Consider the following 20,455-nt stretch of genomic DNA (forward strand, 5'->3'; position numbering starts at 1 on the left):
GTGTATAAGAGACAGGCCCGCGGGTGCGCCGCGGCGCGCGCTGCTGGCGGCCTGCGTGCGCGGCGACGGCTCGCTGTGGGTGTGCGTGGCCGAGGGTGGGCGCTGGCGCGTGGCGCAGCTCACGCCGGGCGGCGAGCTGGCCGGCGGCTGGCAGTTGGGCGAGCCCGCTTCGGCGCTGGCCTGGGACGCGCGCGGCGGGCTCATCGCCGCGGCGCCGCAGTCCGGCACCTTGTACCGGCTGGAGGAGAGCGGCCTGAGTGGGGCGGGCGGCGGCGTGCGCCGGCTCACCACCGTGCCGCGCGCCTCGGGGCGGCTGTCGGGGCTGGCGCTGGATGCCGAGGGCGGCATCTGGTCGGCGCTGCGCGAGGGCTGGAGCGTGGTGCGCTTTGCCGAGGACGGCAGCGTGGACCGCGTGTTGGGCGTGCCCGTGCCCAGCCCGACGGACGTGGCTTTCGGCGGCCGCGGGCTGGGCACGCTCTACGTCACCAGCGCGCGCGACGGCGTGCCGCTGGAGGCGCTGTCCAACGCCCCGCTGTCGGGGCGGCTGTTCCAGTGCCAGCCCGGCGTGGCGGGGCTGGCGCTGCACGAGCTGGGCTGGCCGGCGCTTTGAATCGCCGATCGTGAGGCCGCGCCCGCGCGCGGGCATTCGGTCCCCTTGCAGGCCGAATTTCAGCCAGGTTGCAGCCGTGTTGCAGTCAAGCTGCAGCAGCTTTGCAACCGAACTGCAGCCGAATTGCATCCGGTCAATGGTTCAGCCCGCCAACGGGCTCAGGGCGAAACCCGCCGGCTGGCCGGGTTCTCGCGCACCGGAGACCGCGCAACGCGTGGCGGACAGCGCCCGGCGCTTGGATGGCGCCCGCGCGGCGCGGCATCATCGCGGGCATGCGTTCAAGCTGCGGCCGGCAGCGGCCGATGTCTTGTCACAGGCGGCCCGCGCCGCCGTCGCGGTGAAGTGCGGCCGCAGCCGGCGCTCAGGCGGACTGTTTTCAGCCCCGTGTGAACCATGCCCTTTTCCGTCCTGCCCCTGTCCGCACGCCTGACCCGTCCGCGCCCCGCGCGGCTGCTGGCGTTGGGCGTGCTGGTGATTGGGCTGGCGGTCTCGGCGCTGCTGGCGGCGTGGCTGCATCGCGGACTGGTCCTGCGGCTGCAGGAGCGCTTCGACCGCCATGCGGCGGAGCTGGAGGAGGACATCCGCCAGCGCCTGGAGCGCGCGGCCGACGGCCTCATCGACCTGCAGGCGCTGTTTGCCGCGCGGCCGGATGCCGACGAGCAGGCCTTTGCCCGCTTCGTCGAAGTGCAGTCGCGCATGGGCGCGCTCGAAAGCGGCGTGCGCGGCTACGCGCTGGCGCTGCCGCGTGGGCGCCTGGGCCCCGGCGCCGCGGACGGCGCCGTGCCGCTGGTGGTGCGCGACGCGCAGCCGCGACAGGCCCTGCAGCCGCTGCTGGGCCTGGACCTGGCGGCGCAGCCCGTGCTGCGCGAGGCCCTGGAGCGCTCGCTGCGCGACGGGCGCCCGGCGCTCACCGGTGCACTGGCGCTGCCCGGGGACACGCGGCTGTCGCTGTCGCTGCTGCTGCCGCTGTACCGGGGCGACGCCGCGCCGGCGTCCGAGCCGCGGCGCCGCGCGGAGTTGGCCGGCGTGCTGCTGGCGCCGCTGTCGGTGAACGAGCTGCTGGCAGGCATCGCCCAGACCTCGCCCGGGCGCGGCGACCTCGACTTCGACCTGCTGGACGGCACCCGTGCGCCCGCGCCGCACCTGCACGCCGGGCTGCAGCCGCCGCGCGTGCCGCGCTTTGCCGTCACGCGACGCCTGGAGGCGGGCGGGCGCGTCCTGGAGCTGCGCGTGGCCAGCAGCGCCCGCTTCGACGCCGACGCCGCCCTGGCCGTGCCCTGGTGGGTGGGCGGGGGCGGCGCCGCGCTGAGCGTGCTGCTGGCCTTCACCATGTGGCTGCTGGCGCGCGGGCGCGCCCGCGCGCTGGCGCTGGCCGGGCACATGACGGCCGAGCTCGACCGCCTGGCGCGCGTGGCGCAGCGCACCAGCAACGCCGTGCTCATCACCGACGCCGCCTGCGGCATCGAATGGGTCAACGAGGGCTTCACCCGGCTCTTCGGCTACCTGCCGCACGAGGCGCGGGGCCGCACCCCCATGGAGCTGCTGGGGGGCTCGGTGGAGGACATCACCGCGCTGCGCGCGTTGGCGCGCGAGGCGCCTGCCAGCGGGCGCGAGCTGTCGCTGCAACTGCGCCACCGTGACGGCTTGCCGCGCCCCGTGGCGCTGGAGCTGCAGGCCGTGCGCGACGCCGTCGGCGCGGTGCAGAGCTTCATGCTCATCTGCCACGACCGCAGCGCGCAGCACGCGCTGGAGCGCGAGCGGCTGCGGCTGGCCAACGTGCTCGAAGGCGCCGACGTGGGCACCTGGGAGTTCTCGCTGGGCGACCGGCGGCTGCACATCGACGAGCGCTGGGCCTCCATGCTGGGCCGGCGGCTGCAGGAGCTGCTGCCGGCCGACGAGCGGACCTGGCTGCGCCTGACGCACCCCGAGGACGCGGCGCGCGCGCTGTCGCTGCTGGAGCGCCACATCGCCGGCGAGCTGGGCTACTACGACGTCGAGATCCGCATGCGCCACCGCGAGGGCCACTGGGTGTGGATGCTGGCGCGCGGGCGCGTGGTCACGCGCGACGCGCAGGGCCGGCCGCTGACGGTGGCGGGCACGCACACCGACATCACGCGGCGCAAGCGGGCCGAGCAGGCGCTGCGCCGCGCGCGCGACCAGGCGCTGGCCGCTTCCAGCGCCAAGTCGGCCTTCCTGGCCAACATGAGCCACGAGATACGCACGCCCATGAACTCGGTGCTGGGCATGCTGGCGCTGCTGCGCCGCGGCGGCCTCACGCCCGTGCAGGACGACCGCGCGGCCAAGAGCGAGGCCGCGGCGCGCTCGTTGCTGGCGCTGCTGGACGACATCCTCGATCTCTCCAAGGTCGAGGCCGGGCGGCTGACGCTGGCGCCGCAGCCCTTCCGCCCGGCGCAGTTGTTCGAGGAGCTGCAGGTGCTGCTGCAGGGCAGCCTGGTGGGCAAGCCCGTGGCCTTGCGCATGGCGCTGGACCCGGCGCTGCCGCCGGTGCTGGTGGGCGATGCGCTGCGGCTGCGCCAGGTGCTGCTGAACCTGGGCGGCAACGCGGTGAAGTTCACGGCCGGGGGCGAGGTGGAGGTGGCGCTGCGGCTGCTGCAGCGCCGCGGCGGCTCGGTGCAGGTGGAGCTGTCGGTGCGCGACACGGGTTTGGGCATTGCGCCGTCGCAGCAGGCGCAGCTCTTTGAGCCCTTCACGCAGGCCGAGGCCTCCATCACGCGGCGCTTCGGCGGCACGGGTCTGGGTTTGGCGATCTCGCGCCGCCTGGTGCGGCTCATGGGCGGCGAGCTGCAGCTCGACAGCGCCGCCGGCGTGGGCAGCCGTTTCCATTGCCGGCTGGAGCTGGCGCTGGCCCGCCCGGAGCAACTGGCCGCGCTGCCGCCGCCCGCTGCGTCCGGCGCGCAGCGCGCGGCGGGCGCCGCGGGACAGGCGCTGGCGGGGCTGCGGCTGCTGGTGGCCGAGGACAACCCGCACAACCGCGAGGTGGCGCTGGAGCTGCTGCGCGGCGAGGGCGCGCTGGTGGAGCTGGCGGCCACGGGGCTGGAGGCCGTGGCCGCGGTGGCGGCCGGGCAGTTCGACGCCGTGCTGATGGACTTGCAGATGCCCGATATGGACGGCTTCACGGCCACGGCCCGCATCCGGCAGGCGCTTGGGCTGGATCGGCTGCCCATCATCGCCATGACGGCCAATGCCGCGCCGGCCGACCGCGCCGCCAGCCTGGCCGCGGGCATGAACGACCACGTGGGCAAGCCCTTCGAGCTGCGGCAGCTCGTGGCCGTGCTGCGCCGGCACACGGGGCGGGAGGGGGCGGCGCCGGCGGCGGCACCGGGCGCGGACGATGGCATGGACGCCGGCACGGACGTGGCCGCGCTGCCCGCGCTGGACCTGGACGGCGCGCTGCAGCGCTTCCAGGGCCGCGCCGGCCTGTACGCACGGCTGCTGGGCAACGCCTGCGCGCAGTTCGAGGCGCTGCTGCCGCAGTGCGCCGCGCTGCTGGGACAGGGCCAGCGCGATGCCGCCGCGCAAGCCCTGCACCGTTGCCGCAGCCTGGCCGGCACCTTGGGCGCGCGGCGGCTGGCCGCGGCGGCCCACGCGCTGGAGCGGCCCCTGTTGGCCGGCGAGGACGCGCCGGCGGCGCTGCTGGCTTCGCTGGAGGCGGCGGTGGAGCACACGCTGGCCGAGGCGGCGCTGCACGCGCCGTCGCTGGCCGGCCGCGGGCAGCCGGGGCTGGCGCAGGACGGCGGCGATGTGCCTGTGCCGGCGCTGAGCGAAGCGCCTGGCCGGGTGCACGAAGCGGGTGAGGCGGGCGATACGGCCGCTGTGGGCGAGGCGGGCGTTGTGGACGGCAGCCCTGCGGACGGGGCCGGCGCGGCAAGCCCGGCAGGCCTTGCCGCGGGGGCGGACGGCCACGCCGAGGAGGCCGGGGCCGCCGCAAGCCTTCCGTTGCCGGCATCGGCGCAGGGCCTGCTGCGCGAGCTGCTGGGGCTGCTGGCGCAGTCCGACCTGGCGGCGCTGCAGGCGCATGCGCGGCTGCAGTTGGCGTTGCCGGCGGCGCAGCGCCGGGAACTGGACGAGGCCATGGCCGTCCTGGACTTTCAGACCGCGCTGGCACACTGCCGGCGTCTCTTGGCGACCGAATGAACCACGACTTGAACCTACCCTTGCCGGGGCTGGCTCCGGACGCGCCGCCGCCCCGGCTGCTGCTGGTGGACGACCAGCCCGCCAACATCCATGCGCTGCACCAGGCGTTCCTGGGCAGCGGCTGGCAGATGCTGATGGCCACGCAGGGTGCGCAGGCCGTGGCCCTGTGCCGCGAGCGGCGGCCGGACCTGGTGCTGCTGGACCTGTTCCTGGCCGACCTGGACGGCTACGCCGTGTGCGCGCAGCTCAAGGCCGACCCGGCCACGCGCGACATCCCGGTGATCTTCGTCACCGCCTACGAGGACGCGCAATGCGAGATGCGGGCGCTGGAGGCGGGGGCGGTGGACTTCATCGTCAAGCCCTTTCACCCCGGCGTGGTGCGTGCGCGGGTGCGCTTGCACCTGTCGCTCAAGCTGCAGGCCGACCAGTTGCGCCACCAGGCGCTGGTGGACGGCCTCACCGGCGTCTACAACCGCCGCCATTTCGACGAGCGCTTCCAGCAGGAGTGGCGCCGCGCGCAGCGCGAGGGCAGCACGCTGGCGCTGCTGCTGGCCGACGCGGACCACTTCAAGCGCTTCAACGACCGCCACGGCCACCAGGCCGGTGACGAGTGCCTGCGCCGCGTCGCGCAGCAGTTGCACGCCGGCTTGCGCCGCCCGGCGGACCTGATCGCGCGCTGGGGCGGCGAGGAGTTCGCCTGCATCCTGCCGTGCACCACGGCCGAGGGTGCTCTGTACTTGGCGCGCGCGCTGGAGGAGGGCGTGCGTGCCCTGGCCATCGCGCACCCGGACGCGCCGCACGGCGTGATGACCATCAGCCTGGGCCTGGCCGCCGCCAGCCCCAAGCCCGGCCATGACGGTGTCGAGCTTTTCAAGCGCGCGGACGCGCAGCTCTATCGCGCCAAGTCGCTTGGGCGGGCGCGGGCCTGCGCGGAAGGGTTCAACTAGGCGGGCTTCACCCCGCGCCGCGCGGCCATGTCGCGCCCCATGTCCAGCCGCCGCTGCGCGGCGTCGGGGGCGGCGGCCTGCAGGTCGCGCGCGCCGGGGAAGGCCAGGCCGTCCTCCAGCTCCAGGTGGCCGTCGTGCACGTCCACGAAGTCCTGCGCCGCGGCGTCCAGCCCCGGCGGCATTTCGCCGGCCTGCAGCGCCTGCAGCAGCGGCTCCAGCGCGGCCCAGCTCGCGCGTATGCGCGTGTGGTCGGCCAGCATGCGCTGCGCGGCCTCGCGCAGCCGCGCATCGGCGCTGCCCAGCAGCGGCGGGATGACGTGGCGCTCCTCGTCCTCGTGGTGGGCGGGGGCGGCGACGTTGAAGTAGCGCGCCACGTCGCGCGCGGCGTCGCGGGCCTGGGTGTCGGCGCCGTGCGCGCGCACGTGGGCGGCCAGGCGCTGCAGCAGGTCCAGGCTGCGGCGCACGCGGTCGTGGCAAGCCGACAGCACCTCGAAGGGCTCGTCGAATCCGGCAGCCGGACTGTGCAATCCGGGAAAAGATGTATTGCGCATGCCGGAATTGTCGCGCCGCACCCGCCCCCCGGGCGGTTGATCTGACGCAAGCCCGACTCGCGAGGGCTGGGAGACCATGCATCCAATCCCGAGAACCCCACGACCGCATCCAACGGCCATGTCATCCCTTCCCGCTTCTTCGCTGGTCACGCCGGGCCTGGCCCGCAATGCCGTGCGCGCGGCCTCCCGTACCGCGGCTTCGCGCCGCCATTGGGCTGCGCTGCTGGACGCGCCCGCGCTCGGCACCTCCGAGGCGCAGGCACTGGACGCCATCGCCCAGGTGCGCAACGTCGCCGCCGGGCAGCTCATCTACACCCGGCGCGACACGGCGCAGACGCTGGTCGCGCTGGTCGAGGGCGACGCCGCCCTGGGCCTGCGCCAGTCGTCCGACGGCCAGTTCCGCATCGAGCGCATGCTGCACGCGCCGGGCTGGCTGGACCTGGCCTCGGCCTGGCTCTCCGGCACGCACTCGCTGGACGCGCAGGCCGTCTCCGACTGCACGCTGGTGGAACTGCCGCGCTCGGCGCTGAGCGCGCTGCTGGACGACGACGCCAACCTCGCCGGCCTGCTCATCCAGGCCCTGGCGCGCGAGGTGCGCACGCTCACGCTCAACACCCACGAGCTCATGCACAAGGACGCCCCGGCGCGCCTGGCCGCGTGGCTGCACCAGCGCTGCGCGCCCGTGCCGGAAGTGCCCGGGCAGGCGCAGGTGCTGCTGCGCGAGCGCAAGCGCGACATCGCCTCGCAACTGGCCATCACGCCGGAGACGCTCTCGCGGCTGATGCGCAGCTTCATGACGCAGGGCGTCATCGACGTGGCCGGCTACAACGTGCGCGTGCTGGACCTGAGCGCGCTGCGCAAGCTGGCACAGGACGAGATGGCCGCGGCCTGAGCCCGGCGCCTTCGCTGCATCCCGATGCGGCCCGCGCACTGCAAGGTGCACGGGCCGCTGTCTTTTCAGCGCGGCTGCGCAATACCCAGATTCCACAGCCGCAGCGCCATGTGAATTTCCAGGGCCCGGGTCGCCTGGCCTAAATGCCCGACCAATTCTTCAACTGTCGCCAACCGCTGGCGGACGGTATTGACGTGAATTTTCAGCCGCTGTGCCGTGGTGCGCGCATTCTGGTTGTTGTCAAAATAAGTCAACAGCGTGCGGGTGAGTTCCGAGCCGCGCTTCTGGTCATACGATAACAGCGGGCCCAAAGTGGCCTCCAGGAAATTGTCCAGGCTTTCGCGGTCGTGGGTTTCAAACAGCGTTGAATACAATGCCATTTCATTTTGGGCAATGATGCTGCCCTGGACGCCAATACGGGACAATACTGCCATTGCCCGCCTCAGCGTGGCGTAAACCGCCGGAACGCCTTGCGGACTGGATACGGGCTTGGAAATGACGCCCCGGTACGTTCTGCCAAATTCCGGTTGGCCCAGCGCCTGGAGGGTGCGCAGCTTGTCCTGCGCCTGCGTGGCGGCGCACAAGATCACGAGCAGGCCGTCGATTTCATCAAATATGGTATGGGCCAGCTCCGGCCGCGCCCGCAGCCGCCGGGCGGCATAGGCGGCCTTGGTCTCGTCCATTTCAATGGCGATCAGGCAAACCGGCTGTTCCAGGTCCAGGCCGAATCTGCGGGCCTGGTCGAGCAGCAAGGCCGGCGGGTCCTGCCGCAGCGAAACCAGGGAGCGCAGCAGTTGGGAAACGTCCCGGCTTTTTACCGCCTCGCTGCGTTCCTGGGACAGCAGGACAATGGCCATCAGATTGGCGCTGCGCTCCAAAATGCTGACGGCAGTTTCGTCCAGGATTTGCCGGTGAAACAGCAATACCGAGCCCAGCACGTCGTTGCCGCCCACCACGGCCATGACGGTGCAGGTTTCTCCCTGGGACTGGTAAGCCTGCCGCGAACGCCCGGCCAGGCGGCTTTGCCGCAGCGCCTGCGTGATTTCCAGGCTGTGCTCGCCCTGCAGCACAAAATGCCCGCCGGCCTGGCTGCCTGGATATTCGGCCGCACGCCCGTGGCTGATGACCTGGGCGCCTTCGTCCCAGACCACCACACCGGCATTCAAAGATTGGGCCAGTGCCTGGCACAGCGCGGACAACGGGGCGCCCTGGGCCAGCAGTGCCGTCATTTTCTCGTGCGCCTCCGCGGCCGATTTTACGCTCAATATATGCCGCTCCAATTCCAGGCGGGCCCGTCCCGCCTCGGCCAGGGCGGATTGCGCCTGCTCGAAGGCGCGGGCATTCTTGATGGCCACGGCGGCATGGGCAGCCAGCGCGCTCAATATCGAGGTATTGAGCGCTGTATGAGTGCGGTGATAACGGTCGGCCACGAACAGCAGGCCAACAATTTCCTCGTTCCATATCAAGGGTACGCCCGCCAGCGCGACAATGCCTTCGCCGCGCAGCGTGGCGTCCAGCTCCGGATCGTGCGTGAACCGGTTGTCATGCAAATAGTCGGGTGTTGAAAATGGCATGCGCGTGGCCATGATGACGCCGACCACGCCCGCTTGTTCCCGTGCCACCATGTGGGTCGTGTCCTGGAGCAGGGCGCCGTCATTGACGAGCACGTGAAATTCATGTTTCTCCGGGGCATAACTCGACAGCCACGCCAAATGCGCGCCCAGGAGATTGCGGGCCCGTGAAACGACGGCACGCAGCAAACCCGGCAAGTCGAGGTGGCTGGACAAGTCCTGGGCCGATTCGATCACGGCCCGCATACCCTGTTCGCGCTGCTGCAGCAAATCGAGCCGGTTTTGAATGGCCATGGCCATGCGGACCATTTCCGCGAGCGTGGATTTTTGGGGCAGGCCGGCGGGGAGTTTTTCCACCTGCGCCAGGCGGCTTGCGAATTCGTCCGCCGGCGCACCGCGATGCAGCAGTTTGACCAAATCCCGAACCATGTCCTCGGCACCGTGATTCTGGACAGCAAGCTTCATCGCACTTCCCTACTGACGACTGCGTAACCCGGACAGTATCCCGGCACGCCGGGCCCGCTTGAGCGTCGCGGGCGATGGTCAGCCCACACCGGGCCACTGCCGGCGGCATCCGCCGGGGCATCGCCCCCAGGCCGCACGCCGTATTCCCGCACCGAGCAGGGCCATGCTCAGGGTTATCCCGGCGTGCGGTGCTCACATGGATAGGGCGCGGACGATGTGGCCCGGCCACATAGGTTCCCGCCGGCACGCCGACCAAACTGCCGTCCAAGCACCACGCCCGCCGTATTGGCGAGCTGGGCATGAATATCGGGCCCCTGATCGAAATTTGGGCCCAAACAAGGACGGTTATTCCATGAGCATTTTGGATTCCCTGCGCCCGGCCGTGGGCCTGCGGGTATTGGTCACGGCCGGCGGCAGCGGTATCGGCGCCACGGTGGCGCGGGCATTTGCCGAAAGTGGCGCCCGCGTGCACGTTTGCGATATAGACCAGGCCGCGCTGCGGCGGCTGGCCAGCGAGGCCCCTTCCATGACCTCCAGCGTGGCCGACGCTTCAGTGCCCGGCGACGTGGACCGGGTTTTCGACGACGTGCGAACCACCTTGGGCGGCCTCGACGTGCTGGTGAACAACGCCGGTATTGCCGGCCCCACCGGGCCGATAGAAAACCTGGACGTGGAAGGCTGGGAGCGCACGGTTTCCGTCAATCTCAACAGCCAATATTACTTTGCACGCCGCGCGGTGCCGCTGCTGAAAAAATCGCAGCTCAATCCCTGCGTATTGGCCATGAGCTCCGTTGCGGGCCGGCTCGGGTATGCGCTGCGCACGCCTTATGCCGCGACCAAATGGGCCATCGTCGGCCTGATGAAATCGCTGGCCATCGAATTGGGGCCGCAGGGCGTGCGCGTCAATGCCATTTTGCCGGGCACGGTGGAGGGTGAGCGCATGAGCGGCGTGATCGGGGCGCGGGCCGCCGCCGCGGGTATCAGCGCCGAGGCCATGCGCGAGGAATACCTGCGCAAGATTTCCCTGCGCCGCATGGTCACGGCCGAGGACGTCGCAGCCATGGCGCTTTTCCTGTGCTCGCCGGCAGCCCGCAACGTGACCGGCCAGGCCATCAGCGTGGACGGCAATATGGAATATCTGTGAGCAACGGATTCACCGAGGAGACCAGCATGGAAAAACCCGCGAAAAAATCCCAGGACAAGGTCATCATCACCTGTGCGGTGACCGGCTCCGTGCACACGCCGACCATGTCGCCGTATTTGCCCTTGACGCCTGATGAAATTGCACGGCAATCCATCGAGGCGGCCGAGGCCGGTGCGGCCATCATTCACCTGCATGCCCGCGATCCCGAGGATGGGCGGCCGACGGCGGACCCGAAGATATTCGACCAGTTCGTGCCGCGCATCAAGGCTGAAACCGATGCGGTGATCAACATCACCACCGGCGGCAGCACGCGCATGACGCTGGAGGAGCGCCTGGCTTATCCGCTGCAAGCGAAGCCGGAAATGTGCTCGCTGAACATGGGGTCCATGAATTTTTCCATCCATCCTGCAGCGCGCCGGATTTCCGAGTGGCGCCACGACTGGGAAAAGCCGTATATCGAAGGGATGGAAGACCTCATCTTCCGCAATACCTTTCGTGACATCAAGCATATTCTTCAGGTATTGGGCGAGGGTTGCGGCACGCGCTTCGAATTCGAATGCTATGACGTCGGCCACCTTTACAACCTCGCCCATTTCGTGGACGAGGGTCTGATCCAGGGACCGCTTTTCATCCAGACGATTTACGGCGTGCTGGGCGGGCTGGGACCCGACCCGGAAAATCTGGTGCTGATGCGGACGACGGCGGACCGGCTGTTTGGCCGCGAGAATTACCGGTTTTCCATTTTGGGTGCCGGCCGCCATCAAATGCCCTTGTTGACCATGGGTGCGGTGATGGGCGGCAACGTCCGCGTTGGTCTGGAAGACAGCCTGTATCTCGGCAAGGGGCAGCTTGCGGCCTCGTGCGCGGAGCAGGTGCGCAAGATTCGTCGCATTTTGGAAGAGCTGTCGCTGGAGATTGCCACGCCTGACGAGGCGCGGGCCCTGCTGGGGCTCAAGGGCCGGGAGCGGGTCGCGTTCTGAATGTGTTTTCAGCGCGCCGCGAATTCATTCTTATATTGACAGGAGACATCATGGGAAATACCTCCCTGGCGCTGGGCGTGGACGACACGCACCAGGTCGCGACCCGAAAGGCCATGGCCAGGCTGCTTCCGCTGCTGTGCCTGATTTATTTCATGTCCTACGTGGACCGCACCAACGTGTCGCTGGCCAAGGCGCATCTGGCCGCCGACCTGGGCATCGGCGCGGCGGCTTACGGCTTGGGGGCGGGCATCTTCTTCCTGGGCTATGCGCTGCTGGAGGTGCCGAGCAACCTGCTGGCGCACCGCATTGGGCCGCGCCCGTGGATCGCCCGCATTGCGGTCACCTGGGGCGCGCTGTCGGCGGCCATGATGTTCGTGCAGGGCACGACCTCGTTTTACGTGCTGCGCGTGCTGCTGGGCATTGCCGAGGCCGGGCTGTTCCCGGCGCTGATGTACATGGTGACGCTGTGGTTCGCGCCCAAGGACCGCGCCGTGGCCGTGGGCTGGATCTACACCGCGCCGGCGCTGGGCCTGCTGGTGGGCAACCCGCTGGGCGGCGCGCTGATGCAGCTCGACGGGCTGGGCGGCCTGCGCGGCTGGCAGTGGATGTTCGTGCTGGAGGGGCTGCCGACCATCCTGGTGGGCGTGCTGCTGTACTTCAAGCTGCCTGAGCGGCCGCGCGACGCGCGCTGGCTCTCGCCCGCGGAGGCCGCCGCGCTGGAGCGCCGCGCCGTGCTGGAGGCCGACCCGCATTCGCACCTGTCCTCGCAGGACTGGACGGCGGCGATCCGGCGGCCAAGCACGGTGCTCATGGGCCTGATCTACTTCCTGAACCAGGTGGCCTTCGTCGGCCTGGTGTTCTTCACGCCGGCCATGATCCAGCAGATGAAGGACACCACGCCCTTCCAGGTTGGGCTGATGTCCAGCAGCGTGGGCCTGGGCTTCCTGCTGGGCGTGCTGGTGCTGCCACGCATCCACCGCCGCGTGAAGAGCGACTTCGTGTTCCTTGGCGTGCTGATGGCCGGCCTGCTGGCCAGCGCCTGGGCGTTCATCGCCACGGGCAGCCAGGGCGTGCAGATGGCGCTGTTCGTGGCGACGGCCTTCTTTGCCGGCGGCGTGCTGCCCTCGTACTGGGCTATCGCGATGAAGCGGCTGCAGGGCATACAGGCGGCCGCGGGCCTGGCCTTCATCAACACCATTGGCCTGTTGGGCGGCTTCGTGGGCCCCTACCTGTTCGGCATGGCGGAGTCGGCCACGGGGCGCAGCGCGGCGGGCTTCTCGGTGGTGATGGGCGCGGCGGCGCTTGGGCTGCTGCTGGTGCCGCTGCTGGCCAAGGCCTCGCGCGGCGATCAGCCGGCGGCGCAGGCCGGGGGCGGGGCGGCGCCGGTGGTGGGCCCGGCGTCCTGAGCCCGGCGGCGGGCGCTCAGAACAGCCCCGCCGCGATGTTCACGCTCAGCGCCAGCACGGTGGTGTTGAAGGCGAAGGCCAGCACGCAGTGCAGCGTGCCGATGCGGCGCAGCGCGGAGCTGGTGAAGGCGACGTCGGCCGTCTGGCCGGAGGTGCCGATGACGCAGGCGAAGTAGAAGAAGTCGCCGTAGTCGGGGTCCGGCGTGCTGGGGAAGTTGAGCACGTCCGGTTGCCCGCGCTCGCGCGCGGCATAGAAATCGTGCGCGTAGTCCAGGGCGAACGTGGTTTGCGTGAACAGCCAGGAACTCACCACGGTGAGCGCCGTGAGCGCCAGATGCGGCAGCCGGGCGGCCGCGGGCAAGGTCTTGACGGCGGCGAGCTGGCTGGCGATGGCCACCATCACCGCCACGGCGGCCAGCGCCACGCCGATGAGGATGATCAGTCGCCCCTCGTGCTGGCGCAGCGCGCGCTGTCCCATGGTGCCGGGGTGGGCGCCGCTCATCATGTCCCAGGCCAGCACGAAGTAGAGCAGGGCGCCGGCATTCCAGCCCACCAGCGCGCGCGAGGCCGGGTGCGAGGCCCAGGCGCTGGGCAGCAGCAGGGACACCAGCACGCCCACGGCCATGGAGCTCCACAGGCGGGGGCGGGCCCGCAGGGCACGCAGGGTACGGGGGATGGGCACGGGCGGTGGGGAGGGTGGCCAGGGGAGCTTGATTGTGCGAGCCCGCTCGTGCGCCATTGCGCTCGCCCGGGATGAGGCCTGGGGTAGACCCGTACACTTTTGGCCCCCAGGGTTCCAACAAACCATTCCCGAGGCGGCCCCCGGCCTCGATACACCGCAACCTGAGTCCCCATGAAGCAACAAGCACTCAAGCTCACCGTTTTGGCCGCGCTGGCGGCTGCCGCCCATGCCGCATCGGCGCAGGAGCTGGTCGTGAAGATCGGCCACGTGGCCGCCACCAGTGGCGGTGCCGCCCACCTGGGCAAGGACAACGAGAACGGCGTGCGCATGGCGCTGGACGAGCTCAACGCCAAGGGCCTGACCATTGGCGGCAAGAAGGCCAAGTTCGAGCTGCTGGCCGAGGACGACGCCGGCGATCCCAAGCAAGGCACCGCCGCCGCCCAGAAGCTCGTGGACGCCAAGGTCAACGGCGTGGTGGGCCACCTGCAGTCGGGCACCTCCATCCCGGCCTCCAAGGTGTACAGCGACGCCGGCATCCCGCAGATCGCGCCCTCGGTGACCAACCCCAAGTACACCGCCCAGGGCTTCAAGACCACCTTCCGCATGGTGGCCAACGACGCGCAGCTCGGCGGCACGCTAGGCCGCTACGCGGTGCAACAACTCAAGGCCAAGACGGTGGTGGTGATCGACGACCGCACGGCCTACGGCCAAGGCGTGGCCGCCGAGTTCGAGAAGGCCGCCAAGGCCGCGGGCGCCAACATCGCCAAGCACGAGTTCACCAGCGACAAGGCCACGGACTTCACCGCCATCCTGACCTCGGTGAAGGCGGCCAAGCCGGACGTGGTGTTCTTCGGCGGCATGGACGCCGTGGCCGGCCCCATGCTGCGCCAGATGAAGCAGCTCGGCGTGAAGGCCAAGCTCATGGGCGGCGACGGCGTGTGCTCGGTGGAGCTGCCCAAGCTCTCGGCCGGCTCCGTGGCCGACGACAGCGTGGTCTGCGCCAGCGCCGGCGGCGTAGAGGCCGCGCAGCGCGGCGCCATGGAGAAGTTCAAGGCCGACTACAAGAAGCGCTTCGGCACCGACGTGCAGATCTACGCCCCCTACACCTACGACGCCGCGATGGTGATGGCCGAAGCCATGGTCAAGGCAGGCTCTGCTGAACCGAGCAAATACCTGCCGGTGTTGGCGGGCATCTCCTACAAGGGCATCACCGGCCCGGTGGCCTTCGACAGCAAGGGCGACATCAAGAACGGCGCGCTGACGCTGTACACGTACCGCGCCGGGGAGCGCACGGAGCTGGGCGTGGTGCGCTAAGACCTTGAGTCTTGCCATGGCGCGAAAGCAGTGATTCGCGCCATGAATTTGGCGCGAATCGGGCTATTCGCGCCAGTTTGCGTGCCAGTTCCTGGGCAGTTGCGCGCCAGAATCGCGCCATGCCCAGGAAAACCGCGCCCAAACAAGGCCAGCTTGCCGAGTAATTCACCTCGCGGCAGGCGGCCAATTCGCCGCTGTTCCGCGCCAATCTTTGCCCGCTGACTTTTCTGGACGTTCCGCAAGCCGCCTACAGCCGCGCCGTGCTGGGCGTGTATGAAATGACGCGGGTGGAATTGCTGCGCGATCTCTACGTTTGGGCTTATGAGCGATCGACGCAGGAGTATCTGGCAATTCGTCAGGAATTGGCGCAGCCGGACCCACTGCGGCTGGCTTGGCGGGAACTCATTAAATCCACCGTGCGGGAAGTGGTGACGCGGCCGGGGGTGGACGCGGTTTCAATCGTTGAGGGGCGGGTGGCCGAGGCTGTGCCGGAATTGGAAAGGGAGGCGGTGCGGGCGTTGATCGTGGAGGAGTTGAGAAGGTTGCACGAGGGGGTGTTGGCGCGGTATGGGCTAAGGCTGATGGAATTTTAGAATTGGAAGTTTGCGCAGGCAAATTGAATTGTATTTGGCGATGACTGGAAATGGTTTGAGATATTGAGTTATTGGGTGAGGGTGGGGCTTGTTGTGGCAGATGGACTGCACATCGCGACCTGTAAGTCGATTTATTCCGCCTTCTACTTCGTCATGCCCGCGAAAGCAGGCATCCACGAATACCGATCCAGTACCTTGAAAACGGTGGCCTTGTGTGAGGCAATCCCAAGGCTGCACCTCTGCGCTCGTGGATGCCCGCCTTCGCGGGCATCACGGGTCGGGGTGCGAGGCGGGTTTGATCGATAGGATGTGTTAATACTCAATATCCAATTGATTGCCCAATTACTCAATTACTCAATGGTCACTTGCCGCTGGCTACCTGCAGCAACTGCCCCACCACAGCAATTGCCAGCACCTCAGGCTCCTTCCCCTCAATCCCCGGAATCCCAATCGGACAAGTCATGCGCGAAAGCGTTTCAGCCGGAATGCCGCGGGCCTCAAACCTGTGCAGGAATCTCGCCCGCTTGGTTTGCGAGCCGATCAGCCCCAGAAAACCGAAATCCCCGCGCCGCAACACCGCCTCGGTGATCCGCATATCCAGGTCGTGGTTGTGCGTGAGCACCAGATAAAAGGTGCCGGGCTCGGCAATATCAACTTCGCCCTCCACCGCATCCACGCAAACCTTTTCGATGTGCGGCGGCAGCGGCCCTTCGGGAAATTCCTCTTCGCGCTCGTCAATCCATTGCACCTTGCAGTCGATGCCGGAGAGCAAATGGACGATGGCCCGCCCAACGTGACCGGCGCCGTAAAGCTGCAAGTTGAAGCGCGGCTTGGGTGCCGGCCAGTTCGCCATGACGGCGTCCGTCAGCGGCTCGAAGGCCAGCGTCACCGCGCCGCCGCAACACTGGCCCAGCGCCGGGCCCAGGGGGAAATGCTTTTCGCGCGGCAGGGTTTCACCGGCCGCCAGCATGTCCCGGGCGATTTGAATGGCCTGCAATTCCAGGTGCCCGCCGCCCACCGTGCCGGCCACGCGGCGCGCGGCCACCAGCATGCGGGCGCCGGCCTCGCGCGGCGCGGAGCCGTGCGCCTCGGCCACGCGCACCTCGATGGCCGGCTCGCCGCGCGCGAGCCACTCGCGCGCCGTGGCCTGCAGCGCGGCGGTGCTCACTGGGCCTCCACGGCTTCCACGGCCGCCGCCACGGCAGCGGGGGTGGCGATGGCGGCGCGCACGGCGTCCACGGCATCCAGCACGGCCTCGGCCGTCGCGGGCGCGCGCAGGGGCGGGTCGACGCGGTGCTGGCCCACGGACGACACCGCGTCCCGTATGGCGTGCCACACGCTGAAGCCCAGCAGCAGCGGCGGTTCGCCCACGGCCTTGCTGCGGTGGATGCTGTCGGCCACGTTGCTGTTGTCGAACAGCCGCGTGTTGAACACGGCCGGCGCGTCATTGGCCGTCGGAATCTTGTAAGTGCTGGGCGCGTGGGTGAGCAGGGCGCCGGTCTTGGGGTGCCAAATCAACTCTTCCATGGTCAGCCAGCCCATGCCCTGCACGAAACCGCCTTCCACCTGGCCCAGGTCGATGGCCGGGTTCAGCGACTTGCCCACGTCGTGCAGCAGGTCCGTGCGCAAGAGCTTGGATTCGCCCGTGAGCGTGTCCACCACCACCTCGGACACGGCGGCGCCGAAGGCGTAGTAGTAGAAGGGCCGGCCCTTCATGGCCTTGGGGTCCCAGCTCAGGCCGGGCGTCGCATAGAAGCCGTCGCTCCAGAGCTGCACGCGGGAGAGGTAGGCCTCCAGGAGGAGGTCGTCCAGCGGCATGCGGCGCTCGGCGCCCAGGTGCACCTGGTCGTTGGCGAAGCGGATTTCAGCCGCGTCGCAGCCGTGCTTCTGCGCGGCGAAGGCGGTCAGGCGCTCGCGGATCTGGCGCGCGGCGTCCTGCGCGGCCTTGCCGTTGAGGTCGCTGCCGGTGGAGGCGGCCGTCGCGGACGTGTTGACCACCTTGAAGGTGTCCGTGGCCGTGACGCGGATGCGCTCAAAACTCAGGCCCAGCTCCTGCGCCACCACCTGCGCCACCTTGGTGTTGAGGCCTTGCCCCATCTCCGTGCCGCCGTGGTTCACCAGGCAGGAGCCGTCGCTGTAGAGGTGCACCAGCGCGCCGGCCTGGTTCAAATGCTGCACGTTGAAGCTGATGCCGAATTTCACCGGCGTGAGCGCGATGCCGCGCTTGAGCACCGGGCTGGTGGCGTTCCAGGCGGCGATGTCGGCGCGGCGGGCCTGGTAGTTGGACGTCGCCTCCAGCTCCGCCGCCAGCGGCGCCATGACGTTGCCTTCCACCGTCTGCCCGTAGGGCGTCACGTTGTGCTCGCCCACGCCGTAGAAGTTGGCGCGGCGCACGGCCAGCGGGTCGCGGCCCAGGCGCCGGGCCACGGTGTCCATGATGTGCTCCACGGCGTAGGCGCCCTGCGGGCCGCCAAAGCCGCGGAAGGCGGTGTTGCTCTGCGTGTTGGTGCGCGCGCAGTAGCCGTGCATGGCCACGTTGGGCAGCCAGTAGGCGTTGTCGAAGTGGCACAGCGCCCGGCCCATCACGGCGGAGGAGAGGTCCGCGCTCCAGCCGGCGTTGGTGAGCATGTCCACCTCCACGCCCAGGAGGCGGCCCTCGTCGTCGAAGCCCACGTCCACCGAGAACTCGAACGGATGCCGCCGCCCGGTGACCATGAAGTCGTCGTCGCGGTCAGGCCTCAGTTTTACAGGGCGGCCCAGCTTGAAGGCGGCCAGCGCGGCGACACCGGCGAACACCGCCGATTGCGATTCCTTGCCGCCGAAGCCGCCGCCCATGCGCCGGCACTCGACCTGCACGTGGTGCTTGGCCTTGCCCAGCATGTGCGCCACCACGTGCTGCATCTCGCTGGGGTGCTGGGTGGAGCAGTGGACCTTGAGGCAGCCGTCTTCCTGCGGCACGGCGTAGCTGATCTGCCCCTCCAGGTAGAACTGTTCCTGGCCGCCCAGCGTGAACGTGTCGCGCAGGCGGTGCGGGGCGGCGGCGATGGCGGCCTGGGCGTCGCCGCGCACCATGTGCATGGGCGGCACCACGTACTGGCCGCGGGCATGGGCCTCGCGGGCGGTGAGCACGGGCGCCAGCGGCGTGATGTCCAGCACCTTCTTGGCCAGCGCGGCGGCGCGGCGGGCCGACTCGCGGTCGGTGGCGATGACGGCGAACACGGCCTGGCCCAGGTACATCACCTGGCCGGCGGCGAGGATGGGCTCGTCGTGGTGGATGGCGCCGCAGTCGTTGACGCCGGGGATGTCGGCCGCGGTCAGCACGGCCACCACGCCCGGTTGCGAGCGCAGCGCCGCCACGTCCACGGCATTGAGCGTGCCGTGGGCGACGGGCGACAGGCCCAGCGCGGCGTGCAGCGTGCCGGCGACTTCGGGGATGTCGTCCACGTACTGCGCGGCGCCCGCGACGTGCAGGTGGGCGGATTCGTGCGCGCGGGGCACGCCCACGCGGGCGGCGGAGGCCGCGGCGGCGGCGGGGTCGGTGCTCAGGAAGCTTTCAACGGCTCGGTTCATGGTCTTGTCCTCCTGGCTCAGGCCGCGGCCCACACGCTGCCGGCTTGCACCGGAAGCGGCGCCGCATCGGTGCGCGTCTGCAGCCAGAGTTTGAGCAGCAGGTTTTGCGCCACGCGAAGCCGGTAGTCGGCGCTGGCGCGCTGGTCGGTGAGCGGGGTGAAGTCTTGCTTCAGCGCGGCCATGGCGGCGTGGGCGGTGGCTTCGGTCCATGGCTGGCCGATGACCGCCGCTTCAGCGCTGGCGGCGCGCTTGACGATGGCGGCCATGCCGCCGAAGACGAAGCGAGCGGCCTTCACGCGCTCGCCGTCCAGCTCCAGGTTGAAGGCGCCGCAGACGGCGGAGATGTCGCTGTCGTAGCGCTTGGCGATCTTCCACACGCGCACGGCCGCGGTGGGGGACAGCGGCGGCACCTCCATGGCCTGCAGCAGCTCGCCGGGCTCCAGGCGGTTCTTCATGTAGTCCACGTAGAAGTCTTCGATGGGCAGCCGGCGCTCGCGCGCGCCCTTGCGCAGCACCAGCGTGGCGCCCAGCGCCATGAGCACGGGCGCGCCGTCGCCGATGGGCGAGCCGTTGGCGACGTTGCCGCCCAGCGTGCCGGCGTGGCGCACGGGCGGCGAGGCGAAGCGCAGGTACACCTCGCGCAGCTCGGGGACGCGCTCGGCCAGGGCCGTCCAGGCGTCCTCCAGCGAGGCGCCGGCGCCGATGCGCAGCACGCCGCCGTCCAGTGCCTCGATGCGCTGGATTTCCTTGACGTCGCCGACGTAGAGCAATTCGGGGAGCGGGCGGAACTGCTTGTTGTTCCACAGGCCGATGTCGGTGGCGCCGGCCAGCAGCGTGGCTTGCGGGCGGGCTTCGCGCAGGGCGGCCAGGTCGTCCAGCGAGCGGGGCGCCTCGAAGCCGGGCAGGGACAGCGGCGGCTCGGCTTGCAACTGCTGCAGGGCCGCGACGATGGGCGCCGTGTCCAGGCGCACGGTGTCCAGGTCGAACATTTTTTGACCCGCGTCCAGGATGGGCCGGTAGCCCGTGCAGCGGCAGAGGTTGCCGGCCAGCTCATCGGCCAGCGCCTGGCGCGTGGGCCGGGTGCCGGCCTCGCAGTGGCGCTCGTAGCAGGCGGTGAGCGACATGGCAAAGCCGGGCGTGCAGAAGCCGCATTGCGAGCCGTGGCAGTCCACCAGCGCCTGCTGCACGGGGTGCAGGGTGCCGCCGGCGGCGGGCTTGAGGTCTTCCACCGTCAGCAGCGCCTTGCCGTCCAGCGTGGGCAGGAAGCGGATGCAGGCGTTGACGCTGCGCAGGCGCAGGCCGCGCACCACGTCCGGCCCCGGCGTGTCGGCCAGCTCGGCCACGACCACCGTGCAGGCGCCGCAGTCGCCCTCGTTGCACCCTTCCTTGGTGCCGGTGCAGGCGGCGTCTTCGCGCAGCCACTGCAGCACGCTGCGGGTAGGAGCGGACTGCACCGACACGATGCCGCCGCGATGGAAGAAACGGATGGGGCGCTGGGGGGTGTTCATGGCCGCAAAGGTACACGCTGGCCTGCCGCGGTGTATACGATGAAGCGCATGTTCTGTATGGGGATGG

General features: G+C 69.8%; 15 protein-coding genes. 9 read left to right on the top strand and 6 right to left on the bottom strand.

What is annotated here, in order from left to right:
- The 3 genes from SM757_RS25440 to SM757_RS25450 form a co-directional block, all read left to right on the top strand.
- On the top strand, positions 1-610 hold a 610-nt coding region (locus tag SM757_RS25440), incomplete at its 5' end, for an SMP-30/gluconolactonase/LRE family protein (protein ID WP_322467538.1).
- A gap of 393 nt (positions 611-1,003) precedes the next feature.
- Positions 1,004-4,765 (top strand): ATP-binding protein, encoded by a 3,762-nt coding sequence (locus SM757_RS25445; RefSeq protein WP_322467539.1) that lies wholly within the window; start codon positions 1,004-1,006, stop codon positions 4,763-4,765.
- Entirely contained in the window at positions 4,762-5,712 is a 951-nt protein-coding gene (locus tag SM757_RS25450; protein WP_322467540.1) for a GGDEF domain-containing response regulator, read from the top strand. The genes SM757_RS25445 and SM757_RS25450 overlap by 4 nt, the downstream gene beginning before the upstream one ends.
- Here SM757_RS25450 and SM757_RS25455 read toward each other — a convergent pair.
- Complete coding sequence (locus SM757_RS25455) at positions 5,709-6,263, bottom strand: hemerythrin domain-containing protein (protein ID WP_322467541.1); 555 nt, start codon at positions 6,261-6,263, stop codon at positions 5,709-5,711. The two genes, SM757_RS25450 and SM757_RS25455, sit on opposite strands and share 4 nt — an antisense overlap.
- A gap of 118 nt (positions 6,264-6,381) precedes the next feature.
- On the opposite strand from SM757_RS25455, the gene SM757_RS25460 reads away from it, so the two are divergent.
- The gene (locus SM757_RS25460) at positions 6,382-7,155 is read left to right on the top strand and encodes a Crp/Fnr family transcriptional regulator (RefSeq protein ID WP_322467542.1); all 774 of its coding nucleotides are present in this window, start codon (positions 6,382-6,384) and stop codon (positions 7,153-7,155) included.
- 65 nt (positions 7,156-7,220) lie between these two features.
- Here the strand turns inward: SM757_RS25460 and SM757_RS25465 are convergent, their stop codons facing one another.
- On the bottom strand, positions 7,221-9,191 hold the full coding sequence (locus SM757_RS25465; protein WP_322467543.1) for a helix-turn-helix domain-containing protein: 1,971 nt from the start codon (positions 9,189-9,191) through the stop codon (positions 7,221-7,223).
- Between the two features lie 352 nt (positions 9,192-9,543).
- On the opposite strand from SM757_RS25465, the gene SM757_RS25470 reads away from it, so the two are divergent.
- Genes SM757_RS25470 through SM757_RS25480 form a run of 3 tightly spaced genes read left to right on the top strand, consistent with a single transcriptional unit; the run spans position 9,544 to position 12,721 of the window.
- Positions 9,544-10,335: an SDR family oxidoreductase gene (locus tag SM757_RS25470; RefSeq protein ID WP_322467544.1), complete on the top strand. Its 792-nt coding sequence runs from the start codon at positions 9,544-9,546 to the stop codon at positions 10,333-10,335.
- 26 nt (positions 10,336-10,361) lie between these two features.
- A complete protein-coding gene (locus SM757_RS25475) occupies positions 10,362-11,315 on the top strand; it encodes a BKACE family enzyme (RefSeq protein WP_322467545.1) in 954 nt (317 codons plus the stop codon).
- Between the two features lie 50 nt (positions 11,316-11,365).
- Complete coding sequence (locus SM757_RS25480; RefSeq protein WP_322467546.1) at positions 11,366-12,721, top strand: MFS transporter; 1,356 nt, start codon at positions 11,366-11,368, stop codon at positions 12,719-12,721.
- A gap of 16 nt (positions 12,722-12,737) precedes the next feature.
- On the opposite strand, the gene SM757_RS25485 is transcribed toward SM757_RS25480, so the two are convergent.
- Complete coding sequence (locus tag SM757_RS25485) at positions 12,738-13,403, bottom strand: DUF1345 domain-containing protein (RefSeq protein WP_066342292.1); 666 nt, start codon at positions 13,401-13,403, stop codon at positions 12,738-12,740.
- A gap of 171 nt (positions 13,404-13,574) precedes the next feature.
- Between SM757_RS25485 and SM757_RS25490 the strand changes: the two genes are divergently transcribed.
- Both SM757_RS25490 and SM757_RS25495 read left to right on the top strand, forming a co-directional pair.
- A complete protein-coding gene (locus SM757_RS25490; protein ID WP_322467547.1) occupies positions 13,575-14,717 on the top strand; it encodes a branched-chain amino acid ABC transporter substrate-binding protein in 1,143 nt (380 codons plus the stop codon).
- Between the two features lie 260 nt (positions 14,718-14,977).
- The gene (locus SM757_RS25495; RefSeq protein WP_322467548.1) at positions 14,978-15,310 is read left to right on the top strand and encodes a hypothetical protein; all 333 of its coding nucleotides are present in this window, start codon (positions 14,978-14,980) and stop codon (positions 15,308-15,310) included.
- 361 nt (positions 15,311-15,671) lie between these two features.
- Here SM757_RS25495 and xdhC read toward each other — a convergent pair whose 3' ends face one another.
- From xdhC to xdhA, 3 genes are read right to left on the bottom strand one after another with little or no spacing between them, the layout of a single operon-like run.
- Positions 15,672-16,478 carry a xanthine dehydrogenase accessory protein XdhC gene (gene xdhC / locus SM757_RS25500; RefSeq protein WP_322467549.1) on the bottom strand — a complete coding sequence of 269 codons (807 nt, stop codon included), beginning with the start codon at positions 16,476-16,478 and terminating at the stop codon, positions 15,672-15,674.
- A complete protein-coding gene (gene xdhB / locus SM757_RS25505; RefSeq protein ID WP_322467550.1) occupies positions 16,475-18,880 on the bottom strand; it encodes a xanthine dehydrogenase molybdopterin binding subunit in 2,406 nt (801 codons plus the stop codon). Before xdhB ends, xdhC begins: the two co-directional genes overlap by 4 nt.
- Positions 18,881-18,897: 17 nt before the next feature.
- Positions 18,898-20,388: a xanthine dehydrogenase small subunit gene (gene xdhA, locus SM757_RS25510; protein WP_322467551.1), complete on the bottom strand. Its 1,491-nt coding sequence runs from the start codon at positions 20,386-20,388 to the stop codon at positions 18,898-18,900.
- Positions 20,389-20,455 lie beyond the last annotated feature (67 nt).

This window comes from Azohydromonas lata, assembly GCF_034427735.1.
In the GTDB taxonomy this organism is placed as follows: domain Bacteria; phylum Pseudomonadota; class Gammaproteobacteria; order Burkholderiales; family Burkholderiaceae_C; genus Azohydromonas; species Azohydromonas lata.

What these genes read in the sequence shown, in the direction of transcription:
- SM757_RS25445 (WP_322467539.1), top strand. Translation starts at nt 1,004, where the DNA reads ATGCCCTTTTCCGTCCTGCCCCTGTCCGCACGCCTGACCCGTCCGCGC.
- SM757_RS25450 (WP_322467540.1), top strand. Translation starts at nt 4,762, where the DNA reads ATGAACCACGACTTGAACCTACCCTTGCCGGGGCTGGCTCCGGACGCG.
- SM757_RS25455 (WP_322467541.1), bottom strand. Translation starts at nt 6,263, where the DNA reads ATGCGCAATACATCTTTTCCCGGATTGCACAGTCCGGCTGCCGGATTC.
- SM757_RS25460 (WP_322467542.1), top strand. Translation starts at nt 6,382, where the DNA reads ATGTCATCCCTTCCCGCTTCTTCGCTGGTCACGCCGGGCCTGGCCCGC.
- SM757_RS25465 (WP_322467543.1), bottom strand. Translation starts at nt 9,191, where the DNA reads ATGAAGCTTGCTGTCCAGAATCACGGTGCCGAGGACATGGTTCGGGAT.
- SM757_RS25470 (WP_322467544.1), top strand. Translation starts at nt 9,544, where the DNA reads ATGAGCATTTTGGATTCCCTGCGCCCGGCCGTGGGCCTGCGGGTATTG.
- SM757_RS25475 (WP_322467545.1), top strand. Translation starts at nt 10,362, where the DNA reads ATGGAAAAACCCGCGAAAAAATCCCAGGACAAGGTCATCATCACCTGT.
- SM757_RS25480 (WP_322467546.1), top strand. Translation starts at nt 11,366, where the DNA reads ATGGGAAATACCTCCCTGGCGCTGGGCGTGGACGACACGCACCAGGTC.
- SM757_RS25490 (WP_322467547.1), top strand. Translation starts at nt 13,575, where the DNA reads ATGAAGCAACAAGCACTCAAGCTCACCGTTTTGGCCGCGCTGGCGGCT.
- xdhB (WP_322467550.1), bottom strand. Translation starts at nt 18,880, where the DNA reads ATGAACCGAGCCGTTGAAAGCTTCCTGAGCACCGACCCCGCCGCCGCC.
- xdhA (WP_322467551.1), bottom strand. Translation starts at nt 20,388, where the DNA reads ATGAACACCCCCCAGCGCCCCATCCGTTTCTTCCATCGCGGCGGCATC.